The sequence below is a fragment of the Streptomyces sp. CNP082 genome, assembly GCF_059570535.1.
This window is the reverse complement of the sequence record NZ_JCANSZ010000015.1, coordinates 39,462-56,812: the sequence shown is the minus strand read 5'-3', so window position 1 is coordinate 56,812 and position 17,351 is coordinate 39,462. Positions and strand designations below refer to the sequence as shown.

At 74.5% G+C, this 17,351-nt stretch carries 12 protein-coding genes; 1 reads left to right on the top strand and 11 read right to left on the bottom strand.

Translation table 11 applies throughout. From position 1 onward, the window contains the following. Positions 1–15: 15 nt before the first annotated feature. From B124_RS15060 to B124_RS15025, 8 genes are all read right to left on the bottom strand, one after another. On the bottom strand, positions 16–1,833 hold the full coding sequence (locus tag B124_RS15060) for a VgrG-related protein (RefSeq protein ID WP_496503389.1): 1,818 nt from the start codon (positions 1,831–1,833) through the stop codon (positions 16–18). Between the two features lie 35 nt (positions 1,834–1,868). Beyond that, a complete protein-coding gene (locus B124_RS15055; protein ID WP_496503330.1) occupies positions 1,869–2,591 on the bottom strand; it encodes a CIS tube protein in 723 nt (240 codons plus the stop codon). 65 nt (positions 2,592–2,656) lie between these two features. Then, positions 2,657–3,082, bottom strand: a complete 426-nt coding sequence (locus tag B124_RS15050; protein ID WP_496503329.1) for a phage tail protein — start codon at positions 3,080–3,082, stop codon at positions 2,657–2,659. Positions 3,083–3,111: 29 nt separating this feature from the next. Then, positions 3,112–3,618: a hypothetical protein gene (locus B124_RS15045; RefSeq protein WP_496503328.1), complete on the bottom strand. Its 507-nt coding sequence runs from the start codon at positions 3,616–3,618 to the stop codon at positions 3,112–3,114. A 2,335-nt stretch (positions 3,619–5,953) separates the two neighbouring features. Beyond that, entirely contained in the window at positions 5,954–6,112 is a 159-nt protein-coding gene (locus B124_RS15040) for a DUF6760 family protein (RefSeq protein WP_199788942.1), read from the bottom strand. After that, positions 6,109–6,606, bottom strand: a complete 498-nt coding sequence (locus B124_RS15035; protein WP_496503327.1) for a hypothetical protein — start codon at positions 6,604–6,606, stop codon at positions 6,109–6,111. The genes B124_RS15040 and B124_RS15035 overlap by 4 nt, the downstream gene beginning before the upstream one ends. Further along, positions 6,603–7,043: a phage tail protein gene (locus B124_RS15030; protein WP_496503326.1), complete on the bottom strand. Its 441-nt coding sequence runs from the start codon at positions 7,041–7,043 to the stop codon at positions 6,603–6,605. The genes B124_RS15035 and B124_RS15030 overlap by 4 nt, the downstream gene beginning before the upstream one ends. Before the next feature lie 35 nt (positions 7,044–7,078). Then, positions 7,079–8,641 (bottom strand): phage tail sheath family protein, encoded by a 1,563-nt coding sequence (locus B124_RS15025; protein ID WP_496503325.1) that lies wholly within the window; start codon positions 8,639–8,641, stop codon positions 7,079–7,081. Positions 8,642–8,894: 253 nt separating this feature from the next. Here B124_RS15025 and B124_RS15020 point away from each other — a divergent pair, with 253 nt between their 5' ends. After that, positions 8,895–10,982, top strand: a complete 2,088-nt coding sequence (locus tag B124_RS15020; RefSeq protein ID WP_496503324.1) for an eCIS core domain-containing protein — start codon at positions 8,895–8,897, stop codon at positions 10,980–10,982. Between the two features lie 64 nt (positions 10,983–11,046). On the opposite strand, the gene B124_RS15015 is transcribed toward B124_RS15020, so the two are convergent. From B124_RS15015 to B124_RS15005, 3 genes are all read right to left on the bottom strand, one after another. Next, positions 11,047–13,077 carry an ATP-binding protein gene (locus B124_RS15015; RefSeq protein ID WP_496503388.1) on the bottom strand — a complete coding sequence of 677 codons (2,031 nt, stop codon included), beginning with the start codon at positions 13,075–13,077 and terminating at the stop codon, positions 11,047–11,049. Positions 13,078–13,157: 80 nt separating this feature from the next. Next, positions 13,158–13,913, bottom strand: coding sequence for a Pvc16 family protein (locus B124_RS15010; protein ID WP_496503323.1), 756 nt, complete (start codon positions 13,911–13,913; stop codon positions 13,158–13,160). Continuing rightward, the gene (locus tag B124_RS15005) at positions 13,910–17,122 is read right to left on the bottom strand and encodes a hypothetical protein (RefSeq protein ID WP_496503322.1); all 3,213 of its coding nucleotides are present in this window, start codon (positions 17,120–17,122) and stop codon (positions 13,910–13,912) included. The genes B124_RS15010 and B124_RS15005 overlap by 4 nt, the downstream gene beginning before the upstream one ends. Positions 17,123–17,351: the final 229 nt, after the last annotated feature.

Genomic DNA, 17,351 nt, shown 5'->3' with positions numbered 1-17,351 from the left:
TACGGCGGACAGCGGTCAGTTGATCCGGATGAGCCTGGCCTTGAGGACGCCGAGCAGACCGCCGTCGACGGTGACGTCAGACGAGCCGCTGACGCTCACCCTGCGCCCGCCGATCTTCACCCCGACCCGGCCCTGGATGTCCACGTTCGCGCCCGACACGCGCACGTTCCCCCGCCCCGCGTCCAGGGTGATGCCCGACTTGTCGAGCAGGACGGAGGTGAGGGGCCGCTGCCGGCCCTTCGAGGCGTACACCGTCAGCTCGATCCGGTCGCGCCGGTCGTCGAGGAACACCTCCAGGCGCTCGTCGGCGGACATGAGCCGGACACCGGAGGGGCCCGGAGCCCGCGCGTCCAGCAACTCGACCCGGTGTCCCGAACGCGACACGAGGGAGCGGCGGTTGACCTTCCCCGTGGTCTTGTCGATCAGCGGGACGTCGTGCGGCGACGGCTTGTCCACGCCGTTGTAGAGCCCGCCGATGACGTACGGGCTGTCCAGCAGGCCCTGTTCGAAGCCGACCAGGACCTCGTCGTTGACCTCCGGGCTGACCACGCCTCCGCCGCCCTTGCCGCCCCACTGCACGGTGCGCACCCAGTCGCTGACGTACGTGTCGTCCAGCCAGGGGAACTTCACCTTCACGGCGCCCCGCTCGGAACCGGCCGGCTCGCGCACGTCCGTCACCACGCCGATCGCAAGACCCGGCATCCGCGGCCCGCGGCTCGGCGCGTTGGCACCGGTCACCAGGCCGGTCAGGGAGCGGTCGGGGCTGGCGCTCACCCACACCGTCGTCCGGTACCCGCCGTGCGGTTCGAGGACGTGCTGCACCGCTGTCGCCGTGTACCGGCCGGAGAACGCCTGCCCGACGTTGCCGAGCGCCACGGGCTTGCCCGCCCGCAGCAGCGGGTTGCCCTCGGCCACCGCCTCCAGCTCCCCGAAGCCCGCGCTGACCTGATCGGCCACCGCGTCCGCGACCGCGGTCGTCTCGGCCTGGGTGCGGTACGGGGTGTCGGTGACCGTCAGCTTCGACGACTTGCCGAACCGGGCGGCCAGCGCCGGGCTCAGCCCCGCCACCACCGTGTCACTGCTGACCGACGGCTGCCGGGCCACCAGGGGCCGCTTCGTGGTGACGTCCCAGCCGCGCACCTCCACCTGCTGTGCACCGTCCGCGGCCGACAGCGAGGCCCGCAGTGCCAGCAGGTTCCGCCCGTACTCCAGCACCATCGGATTCCGGGCGGCCGAGGTCGACGGCGCGGGCGCCCCGGACGCCTTCTTCGGCTTGGTGAACTGCAGCAGCCCCTTGTCGTCGACGCGCACCTGCGCGCCGCTCTCGGCGGCCAGGAACTGCAGGAAGTCCCAGTCGGACACGTTCGCCTGCGAGAGCTGCTTGTACCTGACCGGTGCGGCCTGCACCGTGCCGCAGGCCAGCCCGGCCCCGGCGGCCACCTTGCGGACGATGGCCGCCGCCGTCATGTTCCGGTACGCCACCACCTTCCGGCCCCGCTGGAGGCGGTGCGCCTTGGAGTAGGCGCGTACCACCGTGAACGAGCCCGTGCGGTCCCGGTCCGCCTCCAGGGCCGTCACCTCGCCGTTGAACAGCCGCTCGCGCGCCCGGCCGGACACGGTCACCACCGACACCCGCAGCGGGGTGCCGATGGTGACGCCGGTCGCCCGCAGGAACTCGTGATCCGGGTCGCGGAAGGTGAGCACCGCCGCGTCCGGCAGGCCCACGTTCTCGTCCACCACGCAGCTCACCAACTGGGCGGCCCAGGCCGGCGGCAGTTCGCCGGGCGTCTCCACGACGGGGTCCGCCGCGAACGACCGGCCACCCTTGTCCACGGATGTGGTCACCGCTCCTCTGTCCACGGATGTGGTCACCGCTCCTCCTCACCGTCCGCGTCCCGCAGCCCCGGCACCACCAGCTCGGTGCCGGGCACGAGCACCATGGGGTTGTCGATTCCGTTCGCCTCCGCGATGACCCGCCAGGCCGTCGCGTCGCCGTACTCCCGCCAGGCCAGCATGGCCAGGCTGTCGCCCGCCACCACGGTGTGCGTACTGCGGGCGGTACGCGCGCCGGACGTCGGGTTCTGGCCCGGCGGGTCGACGCTCGCCTCCTCGATGGACAGCGAGCAGGTGGCCCGCAGCGGCTTGCCGTCCACGTCGAAGAGCGTGTACGACACCGACAGGCTGGAGAGCACCCCGTCGAACGAGGTCGTCCGCGCGGTGCCCCACTCGAACCGCACCCACGGGCTGGCCGGCTTCTTGCGGCCCAGGCTGGCCGGGGTCGGCACGCACGCCTTCATCAGCTTCTCCACCGCCAGCTCCACGGAGTTGTCGTGGGTGGCCGTGGCGTCCAGGAACACCTCGAGGCTCAGCTCGCGCGGGCCGCTGCCGACGAACTCGGGCAGCGCCGACTGCCCCGCCATCCGGGACGGCGTGCGGCGCCACTCGGTGGTCTTGCGCAGCTCCAGCGTGGAGGGGTTGAACTGCAGGTTCAGCCGCGCGATCGTCCCGCCGGGCTTCGCCCCGACCGAGGCCGGGGGCTCCTTCAGGGTCAACTGCGCCCTGGTCCGGCTGGAGCGGGACGCTGGGGGCATGGCCGGACCTCCTTTCTGCCTTTCTGCCGCGTATACGTGGACGGGGAGCCCTTGCTGCGGTCACGTCAGGAAGGGCGCAGCCCCTGGTGGGCGATCTCCAGGGTCTCCACCGCCGCCTCCGAGCTCGCGGGGTCGAAGGACGGCCCCTGCCAGCGCACCGGGACGATCCCGAACACCTGCCAGCCGGTGATCCGGGTCAGGTCCGGCTTCAGCGCCACGATCTCGCCGTCCTTGGGCTCGACCCGCTTCAGCGTCTCGTCGAGCCAGCGGGCGATCTTCGCCGTGTCGGCGGTGACCGGCCGGGTCAGCGTGATGTTCGTCCAGCTCACGCGGCCGGGTAACTGCCAGGTGAAACCGTTGTTGCCGCCCTCCTGATAGCTCTCCATCTCCACCTCCGCGCCCATGCCGGAACAGGTGTGGAAGGGGCCCAGGTCGTTGCCGCCGATCGCGAGCCTGAAGAACACGCTCGTGGCGAAGATGCTGTCTGTCATTCGTCCCCTGTCCGTTGCCTGCCGCGCCCTCAGCGGCGTCCGTCGTAGGGGCGGCCGGTACGTTCCCGCCCGCGCCGCAGCTCGGTGCGCAGCAGCCGGGCCATCGGATCGAGCAGGCGGCGCGCCAGGTCGTCCAGGTCGATACCGGTGTCCTGTGGCGCCCCGGCGTGCGGGGCAGTCCCGGCCGGCCTCCTGCCCGGCGGGCCGGAGGCCGGCCGGGACTGCCCGCGGGCCGGTACCGCCCGCGCGGGTACGCCCTCGGGCACGGCGAGGTCACCGGCAGCGGAGACGGGCTGCGGCCGGCTGCGCGCCGGTCCCGGCCTGGCCGGTACGCCCTTGGGTACGGCGAGGTCGCCGGCGCTGGAGGACTGACGCTGCACCGGCAGCCCCGGTGCGCCGGTCCCGGCGCCTGCCGCCGGCGCGGGGCCGGGCGCGGTGTTCCGTGGCCGGACCACGGGGACGGTCCCCGCCGGCGTCGGCGTCCCCGCCGTGACCGGCGGGCGGTCGGCGAGCGGCGGCATCTGCGGGGCGGTCACGGGCAGGGGCCGCCCGGGTATGCCGGCGGCTGCGGCGGACGAAGCGGCCGGTCCGGACGGCTCCGGGCGGGGCGGCGCGGGCCGGACGACCGGGGCGCGCTGCACGGAGGCCGCGGAACCGGCTTCGGGTGCACCCGAGTCGTGCGGACCGGGGTGGGCGGGCGCGGCGCGCTGGACGGGGGGCGTCGCAGGGGGTGCCGCGGGTCCGGCCGCCGCCGGGACCGATGTGGGCAGTCCGCTTACCGCAGGGAGGCCGGCGGATGGTCCCCGCTCAGGTCCCCCGGATGACCGGTGCGGCCGGGCGGAGTCCGGCCGGGCGTCAGCCGGTGCGCCCGGCCAGCGCGCCGCGACCACCGGACGGTCGCCGGGGTGGGCGGCGGGCGGCGCGACGCCTTCCGGGGCCCGGGTGTTCAGGGTGTGAGGGCGCGCGGGGAGCAACTGAAGCGTGCGGCGCGGTGGCGCAGCTCCGGGGCGGGCCGGAGGGCGGCCGGTGCCGTCGGCTGCCGCCCGGGCGACGACGACCGGGCCCGGGGGACCGGGGTGCGGAGGCCGCCGCGTGCCGGGAGCCGGATCGTCGGGCGTCGTGCCGGGTCGTGGCGCGTCGCCGCCCGGTCCTCCCGTACCCGCGGCGCCCGAAGCAGCAGCCCCCGGGCCTGCGTTGCCGTCCCGGGCGCCGGGCGGTGCCGTGGTCACCAGCGGCGTGGCGGGCCCGGTTCCGCGGGCCGCGGAACCGGGTGGGGTCGTGCCCCCGGTGGCGGGCCGGTCCGCGAGGCTGGGCTGGACGGCGGCCTCTCCCAGCAGCGGGCTCTCGACCCGCGCAGGGGGTGCGGGCTCGGTCGGTGCCCGGTCGTCCCGGTGTACCGGTGCGCGCTGGACGGTCGGCGACGGACGGGAGGCCCCGGTACGGGACCCGGGCACACCGGCGCTCGGCGGCAGCGCGGGCAGCGGCGCGCCCAGGCCACCGCGCGCCCGGGTGCCGGTCGGGCGGGTGCCGGTCGGGCGGGTGCCGGTCGAGTGGGGGGCGGGGCCGTCCGGGGCGGTTCCCTGCCCGCCGCCGTCGGACGCGCCCGGGGCGCCGGTCGTGCCCGTACCGTCCGCCTGGCGCTGGACGACGGGAAGTGCCGGTCCGGACGAGGGGGCGCTCGGCGGCAACGGTGCGGCCGTGGCGGGCAGTTCACTCAGCGGGGCGCCGAGGGGCGCGCGGCTTCCCGGGCGGGCGGCGGTGCGCTGCGCGGGGAAGACCGGTCCCTGTGCCGTACCGGCCGGTGTGGTCGTGGCGGAGGGGGTGCCGGATATGACGGGGCCGGTGCCGGGCGACGGGGGCGCGGCCGGCCGCAGGGCGGGGAGGCGGCGTACGGGCCCCGACCGGCGAGGGGCGACGGGCAACCGGGGCCCCACCGGGCGGAGCCGGACTGCCGGACCGGGCACCTCGGCCCCGGTGGCACGGGATGCCCGCGGCGGTGAGCCCGCAGCCCCCGTCGCGGTGCGCTGGACGGCCGGGCCGGAAGGCGTACGGCTGCCCGAGCCGGCCTGCGTACGGGGCGCGCTCCCGGAGTCCGGCCCCGTCGCACGTCCCGACCGTGTACCGGAGGCGGGCGTACGGGAAGCGGGACGGTCGGCCGCGCCGTCGCCGGCCGCTCCCGGGAGCACCGCCACCCGTCGTATCAGCGGGATCTCCGGAGCGGCCGGCCGGCGGCCGGTGCCGGCGGGGCTCAGGACCGGGGCGCTGCTCTCAGCCACGGCCCGTTGGACGGAAGGAGCGGGCGCGGAGAGCACCGCGGGGGAGTCCGTGGACGTGAGGCCGCGACTCCGGGGAGCGTCGCTCGAACGCCCCCCGCCCGCACCGCCGTTGTCACCGCCCCGCCCGTCCGCGGGCCCGGTCCCGGATCCCGTGTCCGGCGGACCGCCCCCCGGCTCGTCCGCCCCCTCCGGCCGTACGGCCCGGAGCAGCAGCGGCCCTCCGACGGTGTGGACGGGCTGCCGGGCGGCCGGGCGGGTGACGTCGCGGACCAGGCCGGTCGGAGCGGTGGGCAGCAGGGCGTGGCCGAGGCCGTGGCCGAAGGACGGGTTCTTCCAGGCGGCGAGGCCGGCGCGGAAGGCGAGGCCGTCGCTGACGCCGAGCGGGGCACGGGCCACGGTGAGCGTCGGCGGCGCGGTGCGGCGCCAGCCGCCGTCCCAGTCGGCGGGCACGGAAGGAGCCGGGGCACCGGACGCGGCGGAACCCGGAGGCCCGGACACCGAAGAGCCCGGGGCACCGGACGTGCCCGCGCCGCCGCCGTCACCGGAGCCCGGCGCACCGGACCGGCGGCGCAGCCTGTCCCGCCATCCCATGTGCTCAACCGCCTTCGTTCATACGGGTGTTGATACGGGCGATCTCCGCCACCCACTGCCGGCGTTCGCCGTGGGTCAGGCCGAGGATCTCCTCACGCGGCCAGTGGAAGTGGTAGGCGACGTACGCGATCTCCTCCCGGAGCCGGGGAAGGGCGTACGTCACGATTCCCCCAGGCGCCCACCCGAGAGGTCGACCTCGAAGCCGCCCTCGCAGTGCGGGCAGGTCACCGCCGCGCGGGTGTGGCCCTCGCTGTTGACGCGGCGGTAGAAGTCCTGGAGGAACGCGACGTCGGTGGCGTACATCCGCTCCACGATCCCGGCGTGCACGTCGGTGACCGTCCCGATCCGGGTGATCACCTGGCTGAGCAGCACCACGCTCAGATACGCCGGGTTCTCCTTGACCCGCAGATCGATCTGGGGCCGCAGTTCGTCACGGGCCGTGGCCAGCCGCATCGCGCCGTGCCGGTGCACGGTGCCCGACTCGTCCACGTACCCGCGCGGCAGCTCGAACTCGAACTCCGTGCGCAGCCCCTGCTCCTCCTGGCGCGGCGGGGCGTCGGGGGCGGGGGTGGCCGCCGCCTGCTCAGGCGCCTGGGCCGGCGCCGTCACCTGGAGGATCTCCTCCAGGCTGCCCGCCTTCACCGTACGGCGCCTCATTCGACGACGATCTCCTCGAACACGATCGTGACGGACTCGGTGGCCGGGGACGACTCGCCCGCCTTCAGGGACGGGCCCTCCCACTTGGAGGCCCAGCCCTGCATCAACTGGATACGGCGGACCGTGTTGCCCTCGGAGTCCTTGATCTCGATGGTGAGGTTCTGCCGGGCGGAGTTGACGGCCCCGTTGTTCAGGGTCTCCTTGATCCACTTGGTGAACTCGCTGCTCTGGTCGAGTCCCCGGGTGATCGTGATCTCGCCGGCCTGCCGGGCCCCCGGCTGCTTGCGGATGATCTGCTTGCCCTGGTCGCTGACCTGCTTGACCTCGACGACCTCCTCCTCGACGGTCAGCCCGCTGATCTCCTGGATCGACTCGACCAGGTAGCCGCCGAGCTGCACGCCGAAGACGTGGGTGGAAAGAGCATCGCCCGTTGCCATGTCTGTCTGTCAACCCTTCCTTGTGGACCCGCGGGTCACTCGTCGATGAGGCTGGTGCTGTCGGAGAACTGGGCCAGCCGGAACACCACGAACTCGGCGGGCTTGACCGGCGAGACGCCGATCTCGCAGACGACCCGGCCCTGGTCGATGGACTCCTGCGGGTTGTTGTCGCGGTCGCACTTCACGTAGAACGCCTCGTCGGCGGTGCGGCCGAAGAGCGCACCCCGGCGCCATTCCTCGCTGAGGAACGCGGTGATGTTGCGGCGGATGCTGGCCCACAGCCGGTCGTCGTTCGGCTCGAAGACCACCCACTGGGTGCCCAGCAGGATCGACTCCTCGAGGTAGTTGAACAGCCGGCGCACGTTCAGGTAGCGCCAGGCGGGGTCGGAGGAGAGGGTGCGGGCGCCCCAGATCCGGATGCCCCGGCCCGGGAAGGCCCGTACGCAGTTCACGCCGATCGGGTTCAGCAGGTCCTGCTCACCCTTGCTGAGCCGGATCTCCAGGTCCACCGCGCCGCGGATCACCTCGTTGGCCGGCGCCTTGTGCACACCGCGCTCGGCGTCGCTGCGCGCCCACACGCCGGCGATGTGACCGCTCGGCGGCACGGCCGTGTTGCGGCCGAGGGCCGGGTCGAAGACCCGCACCCACGGGTAGTAGAGGGTGGCGTACCGGGAGTCGTAGCCCGCCTCGTCGTTGCGCCAGGTGCGCACCTGCTGGGCGGAGAGCCCCGGCGGGGCGTCCAGGACCGCCACCCGGTCGCCCATCTGCTCGCAGTGCGAGATCACGGCGAGCTGTACGGTACGGACGCCCTCGGCGTCGATGGCGCCGCGCTGGCAGGCGCTCATCAGGTCCGGCACCGCGACCATGGTGATCTCGTCGATGCTCTCCAGGCCGGCGAACCCGGTGCGGGCCCCGGCGTCGCCGACGTACTCGGCCGGGTCGAGGCGCGCCACCTCGCCGGAGCCGGGAGCGGCGGCGGCAGGCGCGGCCGGGGCGTCGGCCAGCGCCACCGTCTGGTTGGCGGGCCTGCTCTGGGCGGCGCCCTGCTCTTCGGTGACCTCGATCAGCTTGGAGGCACGGGCCTGGGTGACCAGGTACCCCTTGACGTTCTTGCGGGTGGAGACGTCGTACGTCTCCACCACCTCGCCGCCCTGGTGGACCAGGACCCTGAAGCGGTCCGCAGGCGGCTTCTCGCCGTCCGCGTCGGCGATCTCCACCGACACTCCGGAGGCGCCGGCCCTGGCCGCGACCAGGAAGCCGCCGAGCTGCGCCGGCTGCACCGCCGCTGCCCCCCGCCGGGCGCCGCCGGCGACCGGGGCGGAGGCGTCCTCGGCGGCGCCGCCGATCCGCACCACGTACGCGGCGCCACCGCCGTTGGCGAAGTATCCGTAGACCGCGTGGGACAGGTACGTGCCCTCGGTGAAGCCGCCGAACTGCTGGGTGTACTGGTCCCAGTTGGTGACCAGCGTCGGCGTGTGGAACGGGCCGTTCCCGGCGAGCCCGACGAACGCGGCGACGGCGGTGCCGACCCCTTCGATCGGCCGGGCACCGGACTGCACCTCCTCCACGTACACGCCCGGGGTGAGGTACGTCGGCATGCTCGCTCCTTCGGGTCTTTACAGCCGGTCACCTGTGTCCAGGGCGAGTCTGCGCGAGGGGCCCGCGCGGGCGGCAGGGACGTACGGACCTGGCCGGGGGCAGGGCCGTTACCTTTCCCTGCCGCCCGCCGACCGTCCGGCCGCCACCCGGGGCTGCCCCTGCTCTGCCCCTACGGACCTGGACGCGCCGGGCGCCCACGCGGTCCCCTGGGGGCCGCACCCCACCAGGAGTGCGGCGACAAGGAGGCAGCGGATGCGGACGTCCAGGTCGCACGCCGAGCGGGCCCGCGACGAGCAGCCGGCACACGGCACCGCCGCCGGCCGGAAGACGCCCTCGGCGGGCGCCGCCGTACCGCCCCCGCTCACCGCCGGCACGCTGACGGCGATGCAGCGCGTCGCGGGCAACGCCGCGGTTGCCGGCATGATCGCCCGCCGCGAGCGCGCCGCGCCCGCCCCGGAGCAGCCGGACCCCGGGGTGCGGGGCGTGCTGCGGTCCGCAGGCCGGCCCCTCGCCGCGCCGGTACGCCGGGAGATGGAGTCCCGGTTCGGCACCGACTTCTCCGATGTACGGCTCCACACCGGGCCCTCGGCCGCCCGGTCGGCCCAGGCCATCGGGGCACGCGCCTACACCTCCGGCAGCGATGTCGTCATCGGCGAAGGCGGCGCGGACAAGCACACCCTGGCTCACGAGCTCACCCATGTCGTCCAGCAGCGTCAGGGTCCCGTCGCCGGGACCGGCAGCGGGGCCGGACTGAGGCTGTCCGACCCGTCCGACCGCTTCGAGCGCGACGCCGAGGCCACCGCCCGACGGGTCATGTCCGGTTCCACGTCGGCCCCTTCCGGCCCCGTCGCCGAGCAGACCCGGGAAGGGGAGCACGCCGGCCACGTCCAGCGTGCCGCCCCGGCGGCCGGCGCGGGAACGGCCGCCGTACAGCGAGCCCCCATCAAGCTCCTGAACTACGTGGACCCCATGCCCTACGACACCACTCCCCTGCGGGACTGGGAAACGCTGCGCAATGCCGCGCCGCACCCCACCGCGGTGGACGTCCACCAGATCCTGCTGACCTACGAGAAACTGTCGAACGGCTGGAGCAGCGGAAAGGGGGAGGTGCAGCAGGCACTCAGCAACAAGTTCGGGGAGGACAACGACATCCCGCAGACCGCCGTCACCTACGGCCCGGTCGTGACGGTGGGGGGAGTGCCCCGCGGAACGTACATGCTGGCCAACCCGCTCACGCTGCGCGGCGCCGCCGGTTCCGACGCGACCACCGGCGCCTACGCCAACCTCGGCGGGGCGGTCGAAGGCCACCTCCTCAACGCCCACCTCCACGGCCCGGCCGACCAGAGGAACCTCGCGCCGTTCATGCCCGCGCTCAACAGGAAACACAGCCAGCTCGTCGAGGATCCTCTCAAGAAGATGGTCTACAACGAGCACGGCACCTTCAGTTACGAAGTCACCGTAGTCGCCAACGGCACGGACCCTCTTCCGCTCTCCATCGTCTGCCATGTCTTCGAGCGCGAGGACGACGAGGACGAGGGGAAGAGGGACGACGGCTACGAGCAGAAGGTCGAGATCTTCCAGAACGGACAGGTGAAATATCTGGTCAACAAGACGGCCAGTGGTCCCGACCCGGATACCGAACTCGACTTCGACGCGGAGGGCGGCGGTTCCAGGATCGCCGTGTTGTGGAACCAGCTGAAGTTCCCGTGGACCAAGGGCTACGGGCAGGTGGTCCAGGAGGTGCTGGAAGCGGCACACCAGGCCGTCAGCGCCTTCCACGCCCAGAACAACGTCCGCACGCCACTCGCCCGTATGCCCCGCACCAAGGTCACCTTCAAGACGGGCACCTTCTCCAGTTTCGACGAGTACGACGACGAGATCCCGCATGTCATGGGCAAGTCCATGGTCGCCGACCCGCTCACCCTCCTGCCCCCGGCCGGGCAGGTGGGTTTCGAGCCGGAAGGTGCGGCCTTGGGAGCCGGGGCCATCCGCGGCCACCTCCTCAACCACCATCTCCACGGTCCCGCCGAGCCGCGCAACCTCGTCCCGATGAGCAGCAGTCTCAACTCGGAGTTCGAGCGGAAGGCCGAGAGCCGCGTCAAGCGCATGGTGCTCGAACAAGGGCGGGTCGTGCGCTTCGAGGTACGGATGTCCGAGCCCGACGACCAGTTCGGATTGAGGGACGTACCGAGGACACTGGAGTACTTCATCCACGAGTACCTTCCGGACCCGAACACGGGCGAATACGTGCTGACGTCCCCCAAGATGATCGCCAGGGGCACGCTGTCGAACAGCACCGACAGCGATTTCGACAGCGACGACGCCATGGACGTGGACTGAAGGAGCGGCGCGTGACAACGCCTGGCGGGGCGGCATCGGTGCCGACCCGGCTCGTGGCCCGCCTTCACCCGTCGGCGACCTCCGCCAGCCACGCCCCGAACTCCCCCTCCAGGACCAGCCGTCCGAGCTTGCGGTACTCCTGCGCGACCGCTCTCACCACCTGCCGCATGGTGACCGGCCCGCCGGACTCCGCCGCGAGGTACGCCGCCGTCACCGCGCAGGACCGGATCGAGCCGCCGGCCAGCTCGAAGCGGTCCGCGCAGAAGCCGAGGTCCAGGTCGCCGGCGCGGGGCAGCCGGTCGCCCAGGCACCGTTCCCACAGGGCGAGGCGCTGGCCGGCGTCGGGTACCGGGAAGTCGGCCACCACGTCCAGGCGCCGTGTGAACGCCTCGTCCAGGTTGGCCCGCAGGTTGGTGGTCAGCACCGCGATCCCGTCGAACGACTCCATGCGCTGGAGCAGGTACGCCGACTCGATGTTGGCGTACCGGTCGTGCGCGTCCTTCGCCTCGGAGCGCTTGCCGAAGACCGCGTCGGCCTCGTCGAAGAGCAGCACCGCGTTGACCACCGACGCCTCGGTGAAGATCCGCTCCAGGTTCTTCTCGGTCTCCCCGACGTATTTGTCGACGACCGTGGACAGGTCCACCACGTACAGGTCCATGCCCAGATCCGCCGCGACGACCTCGGCGGACATGGTCTTGCCGGTGCCCGACTCACCCGCGAACAGGGCGATCACACCGCGCCCCCGGCCGCCGCCGGGCCGCATGCCCCACTGCCCGAGCACCTGCTCGCGATGGCGGGCGCGCAGCGCGAGTTCGCGCAGCCGCCGGTGGGTGAGCGGCGGGAGCACCAGGTCGTCCCAGCCGACCGCCGGCTCCACCCGGCGGGCCAGCCGGTCAAGACCCGCGCCGTTCTGGGCCCGTACGGCGGCCCGCAGATCGTCGGCGCGGACCGGACGGCCCCCGAGGCGGGCGGTGCGTACGGCCACATCGGCGGCGCGGCGCAACTGCCCGGAGTCCAGGCGGTGCGCGGCCACCGCGCGGGCGAGTTCCGCGGCGTCGCCGGTCACCAAGCCGTCACCGGCGGCGGCGCGCTCCAGGGCGTGCTGCCAGCGCGCAGCCTGGCGTCCGGGAGAAGGGGCGGGCACGGTCAGTACGACGGGGGTGTCGGGCGCCCACGCCGGGTCCCAGCCGGCGGTGCCGTACGTGATCAGCGGGATGCCGCGCAGCGCCGTGCACAACGCCCGCAGCGTGCGGGCCCGTTCCGCGGGCTCCCCGGGCAGCGCCTCCAGCGGACCGAGGACGACTCCCGCGCCGGTGAGGCGCGCTTCACGGGCGAGCACGCGGGCCAGCTCCGGCACGTCACCCGCGTGCGGGGCGAGTGCCGCCGCGTGCACGGCGAGCGGGTACGGCCCGGCCGTGTGCAGGGCGGCGACGGCCAGGCCCTCGGCGTCGCCGCGCTGGCTGCGCAGGTGGACGGCACCGGTCCCGGCCGCCGCCGCCGTCCGCTGCACCTCCGCCGCCTCGGCCGTCGGATCCTCCCGGGCCTCGCCGAGCACCCCGGCGAGCCGGGCGTCGTGCTGCGCGCTGCCCAGGAGGTGCCCGGTGACCCGGTCGGGCACCACCAGGACGCGGGAGAGCGGCGGCCGTTCCGGCTCGGTGACCGTCACCAGACCACCCGCGACCAGCGGCGCTCCGTGGGTGAGCCGGAACCGCCCGGGCGCCGCCCCGGCGAGCCCGCACAGCTCCAGCGCGAGCCCGACCGTGGGCCGGCGGCGCGTCAGGTCGTCGTTGAGGTAGCCGTAGAGCCGCTCGAACCGCGCGTCCAGATCGGGTGCCACCGCGACGAGAAGCAGGTCCAGGTCCAGCGGCGACAGCCCGAACCGTGCGGCGAGAGTGCCGAGGAGGGAACCGGCGGGGGGCTGCCGGGGTTCGTGGCCGGGTACGTCGAGACCGCCCGGCTCGGCCAGGATGCGGGCCGCCGCCTCGGGGGTGAGGTACTGGCCGCGGTACGGGTCGTCGGGGTCGGGGTCGGCGTCCCGCCGCACCGCCACCGCCCGCCGCACCCGCTCCTCGACCAGGCGGAGCCGCGTCCACAGGTGCTCGGCGCCGGGCGGCCGGACTTCGCCGTCGCGCTTGGCCTGTGTACGGGCGGTGGCGGGCGGTTCCGCGGTGCGGGTCACGGGTGACGGTCTCCCCTGCGGCGGCGCCGGGCCGGGGCCGGGCCCCGCTCGCGCGGGCCGGCGAAGCCGTCCGGGCCCGGATCGCTCGTCTCCGCGTAGCGCAGCCGGCGCCCCGGCTCCGTTGCCACGCCCGCGTGTCGTCCGTCTCCGCGTTCTCCGTCCTCGGGGTCTTCGCGCCGGGCGTCCCGGGTGGCGGAGCGCACGACGAGCCCCTCGGTGACCGGCGGCGCGGCGACCGTGCTCACCCCGGCGAGCGGGGCCCGTACCCGTACCCCGAGGGACGCCTTCAGCTCCCCGCCGAGCGCCGACCACACGTCGGCGGCGGCCGGTACGTCGGCTCCGGCCCCCGTGGTGTCCAGGCCCACGGTCAGGCCCAGTTCCGCGAGGGTGCCGGTGAGCAGCCGCCCGGGCAGGGTGTCGAAGGCCACCAGGCAGGCGAGCACCTGCGCGAGCAGCCGGTGTTCGTCCTGCGGGCGGCCCGCCCACGCCGTGACCAGGTACGTCAGCTCGAACCAGCGTGGCGGGGCGCGCCGCGCCACGACGTGCCCGGCCGCGTCGTACACCTCCCCGGCCCCGCTGCCGCGCCGGCCGGTGTCCTCGCGGATGTCGTACAGGAAGACGCAGACCGTCGGTGCGCTGCGGCGCGCCGCCCAGTCCCGGGTGGGGGCGTCGAAGACCACCTCGACGCCCGACGCCTCCAGGCCGGACTCGGCGAGCAGCCGGCGCAGCCCCTCGTCGACCTCGTGGATCATCGGCGGGTCACCTCGTCCGGCGGCTGCACGCTGCCGCTGACCACCAGGAAGCCGGTTCTCGCCGGTGCGAACCCGGGGCCGGCGGCGGTGATTCTGCGCGGCCCGGTCTGGTCCTTGGCGAGGATGAGGAGTTGGCCGATGAAAGTGCCGTCCGGCTTCGGCACGGTCGGGGCCGCCGCCGCGGTGATCCCCGGGTTCCAGGTGAACCGCACCGGCACCCCCGGCGGGAAGTCCCTGCCGCGCACGGAGGTGACGAAGCCGGGCTTGCCGACCTCCGGCACCGCGACGATGCGCGGCCGGAGGATACGCAGCCGCTCCCGTGCGGTGTTGTCGCCGCGGTCGGCGTCCGTCCCGGTGGTGGTGAGCTCTCCGGTCACGTCAGCGGTCAGCGCCTCGTCGGGACTGAGGACCACCCGGACGCCGGTGCTGTCGCCCGGCCCGAGATCCGGCAGCGCGCACACCCAGCGCTCGTCGCAGCCCGGGGGCGGCCCGTTGTCCGGGATGCCCGCGGGCAGCCCGATGCGCAGGCGCAGCCCGGTCGCCAGCGCGTTGCGGCCGTTGCGCACGGTGTACGTCACCACGACGCGCCCGCCGACGTAGCCGGGGTTCGGCCGGGCGGTGACGCGCACCGCGGGTCCGGCCTCCGGCTCCTGGACCTCCGGGGGCGCGGCGGGCGGTGTGCCGGGCGGCGGGGTGGGTGTCGGCGTCGTTGCCGGGGGCGGCGGCGGGGGAGGTGTCGTCGGGGGCGGTGCGTCCTCCTCGACCACCGGTACCACGGTCCGGCCCGTGTTGTCGCTGGGCTGCGGATCCAGGACCGTACCGGTGACCGACCAGTCCACCGGCGCGTCGCCGGGCGTGAGCCCGGTGAGGGTCACCTCGACCGGCACGGTCGCGCCGGGCTCCAGCACGCCGACGTCGCACTGGAGCGAGGCGGCAGCGCAGGTGCCGCCGGGCCGGGTGATCCCGGTGATCTGCACGCCGGCCGGCGGGGCGGTGGTCAGCGTGGCGCCGGGGGAGACGGCGGGGCCGTTGTTCACCACGTCGACGCGGACCGTGGCCGACTCGCCGACGGTGACCGCCGGAACCGTACCGGGCGCCTCAAGTGCGAGGTCCACGGACTGCTGCACGCTCGGTTCCTTCTGCCGGCCGGCCAGACCGGCGGTGAGGGGGGTGACGTCGCCGGACGCGATGTCCAGGATCCGCAGCTTCTCGGGACTGGTGGCCGCGGACCCGGCGCGTGAGCTGAACACGATGCCCGTTCCGTCGCCGGTCCAGGCGGCGTCCCTCGGCTGGTGCGGGCCGGTGACCGAGGTGTCCGGCAGCTCCTGGCCGCAGGCGCCGGCCAGGTCCCGGGCGGCGGTGGGCAGCAGCACCCGGCAGTCGTCGCCCGACGGGGACGTCAGGAGCAGGCCGTTCTGTTCGTCGTCGGCGCCGGCGCCGTTCTTGCGGTTGAAGGCGATGCTGAGCCCGTCCGGGGAGAACGCCGGACTGTCGTCGATGACCTGGCAGTCGCCCGGGCAGTTCGCCACGCTCAGGTCCTGCTGCGCGCCCAGGTCGTCCACGGGCACGGTCCAGATGTGCTTGTTGCCGCCGGCCCCGTCGATCACGTGGTTGCGGGTGAAGGCCAGGGTGGTCCCGTCGGGGGACCAGGCGGGCTGGGCGTCCTGGCCCTGGAGCTGCCCGGCGGGCGGGGTGATCTCACCGGTGATCGCACCGGTGGCGACGTCCGCGATCAGCACACGGCTGGGGCCCGCGGCATCCCCGGTGCCGCCCGGCGACGTCCGGGTGAAGGCCAGGGAAGTGCCGTCCGGGGAGAACGCCGGGTCGGTGTCCCAGTCGTCGGGGCCGCGTCCGGCGAGCGGCAGGGGTGCCGCGTTCGAGCCGTCGGCGTCCGCCGTCCAGATCCGCTCGATCCGGCTGGGGGGCGTGTCCTGCGTGTCCTCGAAGCGGGTCACCGCGATGCGGCGGCCGTCGGGCGTGTAGGTCTGCCGCTCGGTCCACGGGTCGTAGCCGGGCCCGGGCTGGAACAGCCGGTCCTCGCTCACGTCGGTGTCGGCCTCCGGGTCCTCCTTGAGGATCGTCAGCCCCAGGTCGCGGGGATCGGCCCCGTCCATCCGTACGTCCTGCAGCGTCGCTACGTGCGGGCCGGCCGCCGAGGTGCGCTCCACCACCACGCCGCCGCCGTCGAGCGGGCCGAGCCAGGTGGGCGAGCCGACCTCCCGGTCCTCGTCCAGCACCAGCGAGGGGACCTCCTCGGAGTGCGCGGTCGTCCGGAACACGTGGTCGTAGTCGCCCTCGCACTCACAGGTGATCTCGGGGCTGAGGAACACCACACCGTCCCCGTCGGGCAGCCACGTTGCCCCGTGGGCACGCCACTCGGCCTGCGCGCCCCCGAGCAGCGGTTCGTCACCGGTCCCGTTCGCGTTCGCCACCCGCAGCCGGGGCACGCTCTGCCCGTCGACGGCGGTGGTCGTGGCGGTGTACGCGATCCAGTCCCGGTTCTCGTCGTCGTCCACCGGGTTCCACACCGGCTCGGTGCCCGCGCCGTTCGCGGGGTCGGTGACCCGGACGGCGGTGCCGCCTGCGAGGGGACGTACGTAGATCTGCGGTCCGAGGGCCTGGCCGCTGTCGCCGGAGTACGCGATCCGCTGCCCGTCCGGGGAGACCGTCGGGCACTCCTCGTCCTCGGCCGTGTCGGTGAGCCGGGTCAGGCCGGTGCCGTCGGTGCGCACCAGCCACAGGTCGCGCTGCGTCCCGCCGTCCGGGCCGCCTGGTTCGGCCGAGTCGAACACCACGGCCTGGCCGTCCGGCGTCAGCCGGGGGTGCGCCGCGTCCCGGCCGGTGGTGAGCCTGCGGACCGAACCGTCGGCGGACCTCAGATAGATCTGCGGGTTCTTCTCGTCGCGGCGGCTGGCGAAGACCAACTGGCCGCCGAGGGCGGACGGGTGGACGTCGTAGTGGGCCGGGCCGTCACCGAACAGCGGTGTGCTGGAGGTCGTGGTGGCCACCTGGCCGAGACTGCGGTGGCGGGTACCGGCGTACGCGACCCGGGTGTCCGGGGCGTCGAGGGTGTCCGCGGCGTCCTTCACCTGCGGCTCGGCGCTGCCCGGCCCGCTGCTCGCGGTCACCCCGAGCAGCGGGACCAGCAGCAGCAGCGACACGCCGAGTCTCCCCAGGCGGTACCGCCCGCCGGCGCCAGCGGTTTCCATCACGGCCCCCCTCGCAGTCTGACGCGGCTTGTGGATGTCCCCCGGCCACCCTCCACCACCCGCACGCGGCGGGGCAGAGCGGCGGGTCCCTGCCCGGGGGAAAGCTGCGGTGCGCTTTCGGGCAGCGCCTGCTTCCCCGCCGTCGCCGGTCCGTGCCGCGCCGCGGGCGCGGGGCGGTCTCGATATGCGGCTCCGCCGCGTGGCACGTCCGGCTGGGACGGCGCCCCGG